General features: G+C 72.0%; 7 protein-coding genes and 1 pseudogene. 7 read left to right on the top strand and 1 reads right to left on the bottom strand.

Going from position 1 to position 8,695, the window contains the following annotated elements:
- The 5 genes and pseudogenes from ACFY3J_RS20340 to ACFY3J_RS20360 all read left to right on the top strand — a co-directional run.
- Positions 1-158 (top strand): annotated as a pseudogene (locus tag ACFY3J_RS20340) (4-hydroxy-3-methylbut-2-en-1-yl diphosphate synthase); the annotation flags it as partial.
- A gap of 29 nt (positions 159-187) precedes the next feature.
- Positions 188-2,125, top strand: a complete 1,938-nt coding sequence (gene dxs, locus ACFY3J_RS20345) for a 1-deoxy-D-xylulose-5-phosphate synthase (RefSeq protein WP_390841409.1) — start codon at positions 188-190, stop codon at positions 2,123-2,125.
- The gene (locus ACFY3J_RS20350; RefSeq protein WP_390841410.1) at positions 2,122-3,504 is read left to right on the top strand and encodes an aspartate aminotransferase family protein; all 1,383 of its coding nucleotides are present in this window, start codon (positions 2,122-2,124) and stop codon (positions 3,502-3,504) included. The genes dxs and ACFY3J_RS20350 overlap by 4 nt, the downstream gene beginning before the upstream one ends.
- Positions 3,505-3,578: 74 nt before the next feature.
- Positions 3,579-4,202 carry a helix-turn-helix domain-containing protein gene (locus ACFY3J_RS20355; protein ID WP_390841411.1) on the top strand — a complete coding sequence of 208 codons (624 nt, stop codon included), beginning with the start codon at positions 3,579-3,581 and terminating at the stop codon, positions 4,200-4,202.
- Positions 4,199-4,321, top strand: coding sequence for a DUF6126 family protein (locus ACFY3J_RS20360; RefSeq protein ID WP_141356258.1), 123 nt, complete (start codon positions 4,199-4,201; stop codon positions 4,319-4,321). The genes ACFY3J_RS20355 and ACFY3J_RS20360 overlap by 4 nt, the downstream gene beginning before the upstream one ends.
- A gap of 19 nt (positions 4,322-4,340) precedes the next feature.
- On the opposite strand, the gene ACFY3J_RS20365 is transcribed toward ACFY3J_RS20360, so the two are convergent.
- Complete coding sequence (locus ACFY3J_RS20365) at positions 4,341-5,138, bottom strand: tyrosine-protein phosphatase (RefSeq protein ID WP_384176359.1); 798 nt, start codon at positions 5,136-5,138, stop codon at positions 4,341-4,343.
- Positions 5,139-5,312: 174 nt separating this feature from the next.
- On the opposite strand from ACFY3J_RS20365, the gene ACFY3J_RS20370 reads away from it, so the two are divergent.
- Both ACFY3J_RS20370 and ACFY3J_RS20375 read left to right on the top strand, forming a co-directional pair.
- On the top strand, positions 5,313-7,385 hold the full coding sequence (locus tag ACFY3J_RS20370) for an alpha-galactosidase (protein ID WP_390841412.1): 2,073 nt from the start codon (positions 5,313-5,315) through the stop codon (positions 7,383-7,385).
- 153 nt (positions 7,386-7,538) lie between these two features.
- Positions 7,539-8,324 carry an SGNH/GDSL hydrolase family protein gene (locus ACFY3J_RS20375; RefSeq protein WP_384176876.1) on the top strand — a complete coding sequence of 262 codons (786 nt, stop codon included), beginning with the start codon at positions 7,539-7,541 and terminating at the stop codon, positions 8,322-8,324.
- Positions 8,325-8,695: the final 371 nt, after the last annotated feature.

Consider the following 8,695-nt stretch of genomic DNA (forward strand, 5'->3'; position numbering starts at 1 on the left):
TCTTCGTCAAGGGGCAGGTCATCAAGACCGTCCCGGAGTCGAAGATCGTGGAGACCCTGATCGAGGAGGCCATGAAGATCGCCGAGCAGATGGAGCACGACGACGCCGCGTCCGGCGGCCGCACCGGCACGGGGACACCGACAGTCACAGTGAGTTGAGTACGGCACGGACCGAGAGGGGGCCCAGCGTGACCATTCTGGAGAGCATCCGGGGACCACGCGACCTGAAGGCGCTGTCCGAGGCGGAACTGGGTGAACTGTCCGACGAGATACGCGAGTTCCTGGTGCAAGCGGTCGCCAGGACCGGCGGTCACCTCGGGCCCAACCTGGGCGTGGTGGAACTCACCGTCGCACTGCACCGGGTCTTCGAGTCGCCGGTCGACCGGATCCTGTGGGACACCGGTCACCAGAGTTATGTGCACAAGCTTCTGACAGGACGTCAGGACTTCTCCAAGCTGCGCGGCAAGGGAGGGCTGTCCGGTTACCCGGCACGGGAGGAGTCCGAGCACGACGTCATCGAGAACAGCCACGCCTCCACGGCGCTCGGCTGGGCCGACGGACTCGCCAAGGCCCGCCAGGTGCGGGGCGAGAAGGGACACGTCGTCGCCGTCATCGGGGACGGCGCGCTGACCGGCGGCATGGCCTGGGAGGCGCTGAACAACATCGCGGCCGCCAGGGACCGGCCGCTGATCATCGTCGTCAACGACAACGAGCGGTCCTACGCGCCGACCATCGGCGGCCTCGCCAACCACCTGGCCACCCTGCGCACCACCGACGGATACGAGAAGGTCCTGGCCTGGGGCAAGGACGTCCTTCAGCGCACCCCGGTCGTCGGCAACACCCTCTACGAGTCGCTGCACGGCGCGAAGAAGGGCTTCAAGGACGCGTTCGCACCGCAGGGCATGTTCGAGGACCTGGGGCTGAAGTACCTCGGCCCGATCGACGGACACGACATCAAGGCCGTCGAGTCGGCGCTGCGCCGGGCCAAACGCTTCCACGGCCCCGTCCTGGTCCACTGCCTCACCGAGAAGGGCCGCGGCTACGAACCCGCCCTCGCCCACGAGGAGGACCACTTCCACACCGTGGGCGTGATGGACCCGCTCACCTGTGAGCCCCTCACCCCCGCCGGCGGGCCGTCCTGGACCTCCGTGTTCGGCGACGAGATCGTGAAGATCGGCGAGGAGCGGGACGACGTCGTGGCGATCACCGCCGCCATGCTGCACCCGGTGGGTCTCGGCAGGTTCGCCGAGCGCTTCCCGGACCGGGTGTGGGACGTGGGCATCGCCGAGCAGCACGCGGTCGTCTCGGCCGCGGGGCTCGCCACCGGCGGTCTGCACCCGGTCGTCGCCGTCTACGCCACCTTCCTCAACCGAGCCTTCGACCAGCTCCTGATGGACGTGGCCCTGCACCGCTGCGGGGTCACCTTCGTCCTGGACCGGGCCGGAGTGACCGGCGTCGACGGGCCCTCCCACAACGGCATGTGGGACATGTCCGTCCTCCAGGTCGTACCCGGCCTCAGGATCGCCGCGCCGCGCGACGCCGACCAGCTGCGGGCCCAGCTGCGCGAGGCGGTCGCCGTCGACGACGCGCCGACCCTGGTCCGTTTCCCCAAGGAGTCGGCCGGCCCGCGGATCGAGGCCACGGGCCGCGTCGGCGGCATGGACGTGCTGCACCGGGCGGAGCGGTCCGACGTGCTGCTGGTCGCCGTCGGCGTGATGGCGCCGGTGTGCCTCCAGGCCGCCGAACTGCTCCAGGCGCGGGGCATCGGCTGCACCGTCGTCGACCCGCGCTGGGTCAAGCCCGTCGATCCGGCGCTGCCGGGCCTGGCCGCCGGGCACCGGCTGGTGGCCGTGGTCGAGGACAACAGCCGTGCGGCCGGTGTCGGCGCCGCGGTCGCCCTGGCCCTCGGTGACGCCGAAGTCGACGTACCGGTACGGAGGTTCGGCATCCCGGAGCAGTTCCTCGTGCACGCCAAGCGCGGGGAGGTACTGGCCGACATCGGGCTCACCCCGGTCGAGGTCGCCGGACGGATCGGCGCGAGCCTGGCCGTGCGGGAGCAGGCCGGGACGATCCCGGCGCAGGAGGGCGCCAGGGCCGTCATGGCAGTCAAGGAGACAACCGAATGACCACGGAGTTCGACCTCGGCGCCCTGCTGTCCGAGCGCGGCGCCGAGCGCTACGAGCTGCACGCCAGGCACCTCAACCACCAACTGCCGCGCATGCTGCACACCATCGGCTTCGACAAGGTCTACGAGCGGGCCGAGGGCGCGTACTTCTGGGACGCGGAGGGCAACGACTACCTGGACATGCTCTCCGGGTTCGGGGTGATGGGCCTGGGCCGCCATCACCCCGTCGTCCGCAAGGCGCTGCACGACGTGCTGGACGCCCAGCTCGCCGACCTCACCCGCTTCGACTGCCAGCCGCTGCCCGGCCTGCTGGCCGAGCGGCTGCTCGCGCACAGCCCGCACCTGGACCGGGTGTTCTTCGGCAACAGCGGCACGGAGGCGGTGGAGACCGCGCTGAAGTTCGCCCGCCGCGCCACCGGCAGGCCGCGGATCCTGTACTGCGAGCACTCCTTCCACGGCCTGACCGCCGGCTCGCTGTCCGTCAACGGCGAGGAGGGCTTCCGGGACGGGTTCGCCCCGCTGCTGCCGGACACCGCCGTCCCGCTCGGCGACCTCGACGCGCTCGAGCGGGAGCTGAAGAAGGGCGACGTGGCCGCCCTGATCGTCGAGCCGATCCAGGGCAAGGGCGTGCACGAGGTCCCGCCCGGCTGGCTGCGCGCCGCGCAGGAGCTGCTGCACCGGCACAGGTCGCTGCTCATCGCCGACGAGGTGCAGACCGGTCTGGGCCGCACCGGCGACTTCTACGCCTACCAGCACGAGGACGGAGTCGAGCCGGACCTCGTCTGCGTGGCCAAGGCCCTGTCCGGCGGTTATGTGCCGGTGAGCGCGACCCTCGGCAGGGACTGGATCTTCAGGAAGGTCTACTCCTCGATCGACCGGGTGCTGGTCCACTCGGCGAGCTTCGGGTCCAACGCCCAGGCCATGGCGGCGGGGCTGGCCGTGCTGTCCGTGATGGAGAACGAGCAGATCGTGGCCAACGCGCGGGCCACGGGCGAGCTGCTGAAGTCCCGGCTGGCGGCGCTCACCGACCGGTACGAGCTGCTCGCCGACGTGCGCGGCCGGGGCCTGATGATCGGCATCGAGTTCGGCCGGCCGAGGTCGCTGAAACTTCGCGGGCGCTGGACCATGCTCCAGGCGGCCCGCAAGGGACTGTTCGCGCAGATGGTGGTCGTCCCGCTGCTGCAACGGCACCGTATCCTGACCCAGGTCTCCGGCGACCACCTGGAGGTGATCAAGCTGATCCCGCCGCTGGTCATCGGGGAGGCGGAGGTCGACCGGTTCGTGGACGCCTTCACCGCCGTGATGGACGACGCGCACGGCGGCGGGCTGATGTGGGACTTCGGAAAGACGCTGGTCAAGCAGGCCGTCGCCAACCGGTGAGCGGAGCCGGACCAGGGCTTTGCCTCTGAGGCAAAGAATTTGCCTTAGGGGCAAAGTGGCGCTGGAATGGAGGTATGAACTCTCCAGAGTCCCAGCCCTCGGCGGGGCCGGTCGAGGACCTGCCCGCCGTCGCGCCGCAACTGCGTGCGCTGCGCCGCCGTGCCGCACTGACCCTGGAGGCCGCGGCCCGCGCCGCCGGACTGTCGCCCGCCCACCTCTCCCGCCTGGAGACCGGGCAGCGCCAGCCCTCGCTGCCGATGCTGCTCGCGCTCGCCCGTGTCTACGGTACGACCGTCTCCGAACTGCTCGGCGAGAACGTCGCCGACCGGGACGCGGTCGTGCGCGCCGAGGACATGGAGCCGACGCGGGCCGGCGGCTGGACGTACTGGCAGGCCGGCGCGTCCGGCCGGGGCATGCAGGCCCTGCGGGTCCGCGTCCCGCACGGCTCCCAGGGCGACATCGTGCGCGTGCACTCCGGCGAGGAGTGGCTGTACGTCCTCAAGGGGCATCTCAGGCTCCGCCTCGGGGACGCCACGCACCTGCTCGTGCCGGGCACCAGCGCGCACTTCGACTCGCTGACCCCGCACCGCATCGCGGCCGAGAGCCCGGACGGGGTCGAGCTCCTCTTCGTCCACACCCTGTTGCAGAGTCCCACGGCCGCGCTGTGCCTGGGCCCCCACATCGGAGACATGCCATGAGCAACCTGGAAGAGAAGTTCCCGCGCGCCCTGTGGGTCCGGCTCGTCATCTACACCGTCGTCGGGCACTTCTTCGCCGGGTTCGTCTGGTTCCTGTTCTCGGTCGGCGGCTCCAAGTGACGGCCCACACGACGGACCGTCAGTCCAGCAGCCGCTCGCGCAGCCGCTCCCGGGTGTCGGGAGCCAGCCGCAGCCCCCGCTCCAGATAGGGGTCGACGCCGCCCCAGGTCTCCTCGATGGTCTCCAGGGCCGCAGCCAGGTACTCGGCGCGCGCCTCGAACAGGGGACTGAGCAGTTCCATGACCTCGGGGGAGTAGGCCGCGGCCGAGGTACCGCTGCGGTGCACCTTGTAGCGGCGGTGCTTGGCGTTCGACTCCAGGTAGTCGGCGACGATCGCGTCCCGCTCCACGCCCAGCGCGAGAAGGGTCACGGCGACCGACAGGCCCGCGCGGTCCTTGCCCGCCGCACAGTGCATCAGGACCGGGACACAGTTCTCGGCGAGCGCGTGCAGCACCCGGGAGTGCTCGCCGGTGCGCTCCTTGATCATCATGCGGTAGGATGCGATCATCCGGTGCGCGCCCTTGCCGTCGTCCAGGACGGAGCGCAGTTCGTCGAGGTCTCCGTCGCGGACCATCTTCCAGAACTCGGCGCCGTCCGCCGGGTCGCTCAGCGGCAGGTTCACATGGCGCACGCCCGGCAGTTCGACGTCCGGACCCTCCAACTTGACGTCGGCCGCGTTGCGGAAGTCGAAGATCGTGTGCAGGCCCAGGGAGCCGAGGAAGGACGCGTCCTCGTCGGTCGCGTGCGCGAGGTGGCCGCTGCGGAACAGCATCCCGTGCCGCACCCGCCGGCCGTCCGCGGTCGGCAGCCCGCCCACGTCACGGAAGTTGCGCACTGCGGCCAGCTCGGGTTCGGTCGAGGGGACCTGCTGCGTCACGGGGACTCCTCCCTTTCGGTCCCGCCGTCACGGCACGTCGGCGGGCACGGCTTCGACCATACGACATGGCTTCCCGGGGCAACGGGGGTCGTCCACGGGCGTTGCCCCCGCGCCCGCGCACCTCGATGATGTCGGTGCGTGCGCGGACCTGTTCGGACCTGTGGGGGACGGAACATGCTGGAGACCGCCGACGACGGCCGTACATGGCTGCTGACCGGGCCCACGAGCGGCTACGCCGTCCATCTCACCGGGCGCGGTGAACTGCTCCACCTGCACTGGGGCCCGAGGATCACACTCGCCGACGCCGAGGCCCTGGCCGCCCGCCCGCTGCCGGACGCCCGGCCCTTCGAGTCCCCGCTCGACGGACACGAGGAGTACCCGGTCGAGGGCGGCCCCCGCTTCGTGCGGCCCGCGCTGTCCGTGCGCACCGCCGAACGGCGCGGCACCGAGTGGACCTTCGGGGCGTACCGGACCGAGGGCGACGAACTGCGGCTGCTGTTCCACGACTCGGGGCTGGACATCACACTCCACTACCGGATGCGCGGGGACGTCGTCGAGCGCCGGGTCACCCTCGCCAACCGGGGGCCCGAAGCCGTGGAGGTGCTGCGTGCCGACTCCGCCACCTGGACCCTGCCCGACCGCGAGGGCTGGCGGCTGTCCCAGCTGCACGGCCGCTGGGCCGCCGAGTCCCGCCTGATGCGCAGCGGCCTCACCTACGGCGAGAAGGTCATCGGCAGCCGCCGCGGCCACACCGGGCACCAGCACCTGCCGTGGGTCGCCCTGGACACCGGCGCCACCGAGGAGCACGGCGAGGTCTACGGCTGCGCCCTGGGCTGGTCCGGCTCCTGGCGGATCGCGGTCGCCCAGCTCCCGGACTCGCGCGTGCAGATCACCGGGGGCGCCGGGCACGACGACTCGGGGCTGCTGATGCTCCCGGCCGCAGGGACGTACACCAGCCCCGTCTTCGCCGGACTGTGGAGCGACGGCGGACACGGCGGCGCGAGTCGTGCCTGGCACGCCTACCAGCGGCGGTACGTCGTCCCCGACACTGACCGGGACCGGCCCGTGCTCTACAACTCCTGGGAGGCCACCGGGTTCGACATCTCCGAGGAGCAGCAGGGGGCGCTCGCGCGGCGGGCGGCGGCGATCGGCGTGGAACTGTTCGTCGTGGACGACGGCTGGTTCGGCGCCCGCACCAGTGACCGTGCCGGGCTCGGCGACTGGTGGCCCAGCCCCGACCGGTTCCCCGGCGGCCTGAAGCCGCTCGCCGACCAGGTGCACGGCCTCGGCATGCGGTTCGGCATCTGGGTCGAGCCGGAGATGGTCAACCCCGACAGCGACCTGTACCGCGCGCACCCCGACTGGGTGCAGCACCAGCCGGGGCGCACGCGGACGGAGTTCCGCAACCAGCTCGCCCTCAACCTCGCGCGCGAGGACGTGCGCGAGCATCTGTGGGAGCGGCTGGACGGTCTGCTCTCCAGCGCCCCGATCGACTATGTGAAGTGGGACTTCAACCGCTGCTTCACCGACGCGGGCTGGCCCGGCGAGCCGTACCCGCAGCGGCTGTGGACCGACCATGTGCGGGCGCTGTACGCCCTGCTGGACCGGCTGCGGGCCGCGCACCCCGGCGTCGCCTTCGAGTCGTGCTCGGGCGGCGGCGGCCGGATCGACCTCGGCGTCCTGTCCCGTACGGACCAGGTGTGGACCTCCGACAACACCGATCCGCTGGACCGGCTCGCCATCCAGCACGGCTTCAGCCAGATCCATCCCGCGCGGGTCATGGCCGCCTGGGTCACCGACAGCCCGAACACCATGCTCAACGGGCGGTCCAGCACGCTGCGTTTCCGCTTTGTGAGCGCCATGGCGGGGGTGCTCGGGGTGGGCGGCGACCTCACCCGGTGGACGGAGGAGGAACTGGCCGAGGCCCGCGACTGGATCGCCCTCTACAAGGAGATCCGGCCGGTGGTCCAGCGCGGCGACCTGTACCGGCTGCGGGCCCCGCGGGGCGGGCTGAGCGCGGTGCAGTACGTCCTCGGCGACGACACCGTCGTCCTCGCCCTGCTCCAGGCGCAGCACCACGGGGAGCCCGTGCCCGCGCTGCGGCTGCGCGGACTGGACCCGGCGGCGTCGTACGCGTGCGGGGACACCGGGGAAGTGCACCGGGGCGCCGTGCTGCTGCACCACGGGCTGCGCACCGGGCTGCGGGGCGACTTCGACGCGGCGGTCGTCCGGCTGCGGCGGGTCTGAGGGGCCGTGCATTCCCGGTATTCCCGCCGGGGGCGATCGGCTGAAGTGGCTTTTCTCACCGGCCGTCAACCCCTTCCTACGGTCGCGTAGGTCACATTCGAAGGTGAATCATGGGCCGACGTGGCAGACGATTCGAAGAGTGACAGCAGATCAGTGATCGGGTCGTACGTGGCGGTGGGGGACAGCTTCACCGAGGGCGTAGGCGACCCCGGCCCCGACGGGGCGTTCGTCGGCTGGGCCGACCGCTTCGCCGTCCTGCTCGCCGACCGGCGGCCCGAGGGCGGCTTCCAGTACACCAACCTCGCCGTGCGCGGGAAGCTGCTCGACCAGATCGTGGCGGACCAGGTCTCCCGGGCCGTCGAACTCGCCCCCGACCTGGTCTCGTTCTGTGCCGGCGGCAACGACATCATCCGCCCCGGCACCGACCCGGACGACGTGGCCGAGCGCTTCGAGGACGCGGTCTCCCGGCTGGCCGCCGTCTCGGGCACGGTCATGGTGACCACCGGCTTCGACACACGGGGCGTGCCCCTGCTCAAGCATCTGCGCGGCAAGATCGCCACGTACAACGGGCATGTGCGGGCCATCGCCGACCGCTACGGCTGCCCGGTGCTCGACCTGTGGTCGCTGAAGGCCGTCCAGGACCGCCGCGCCTGGGACGGCGACCGCCTGCACCTCTCACCCGACGGGCACACGCGCGTGGCGCTGCGCGCCGGCCAGGTCCTCGGACTCGACGTCCCGGCCGACCCGGAGCAGCCCTGGCCGCCGCTGCCGCCCCGCGGCACGCTGGAGGTCCGCCGCGACGACGTGCACTGGGCGCGCGAGTACCTGGTGCCGTGGATCGGCCGCCGACTGCGCGGCGAGTCCTCCGGCGACCACGTGACGGCCAAGGGCGCCCTGTCCGCCGACGCCATCAGAACCCGAATCGCGTCGGTGGCCTGAACCCACAGGTCCGCACGCCTCCCACGCTCGGGCCCGGTGCCTGGACGGACCCGCATCCCACCGGTCACGGGAGCCCGGACCGCATCCGGCTCCGGTGCGGGGGTCCGCCTTGCGGCTCGTCGGCCGGGGGGCCGTTCCGTCCGGCGGGGTGGTGGGACGCGGGGTGGGTCGCCGGGGTCCGGGCGGCAGGCGTCACCCATTTTCCGCTGCCGGGCCGCTGACGGTCGCCCAGCCCCGCCGCATCCGGCTCCGGTGCGGGGGTCCGCCTTGCCGTTCGTCGGCCGGGGGGCCGTTCCGTCCGGCGGGGTGGTGGGACGCGGGGTGGGTCGCCGGGGTCCGGGCGGCAGGCGTCACCCATTTTCCGCTGCCGG

It is taken from the genome of Streptomyces sp. NPDC001231 (genome assembly GCF_042896885.1).
GTDB lineage: Bacteria > Actinomycetota > Actinomycetes > Streptomycetales > Streptomycetaceae > Streptomyces.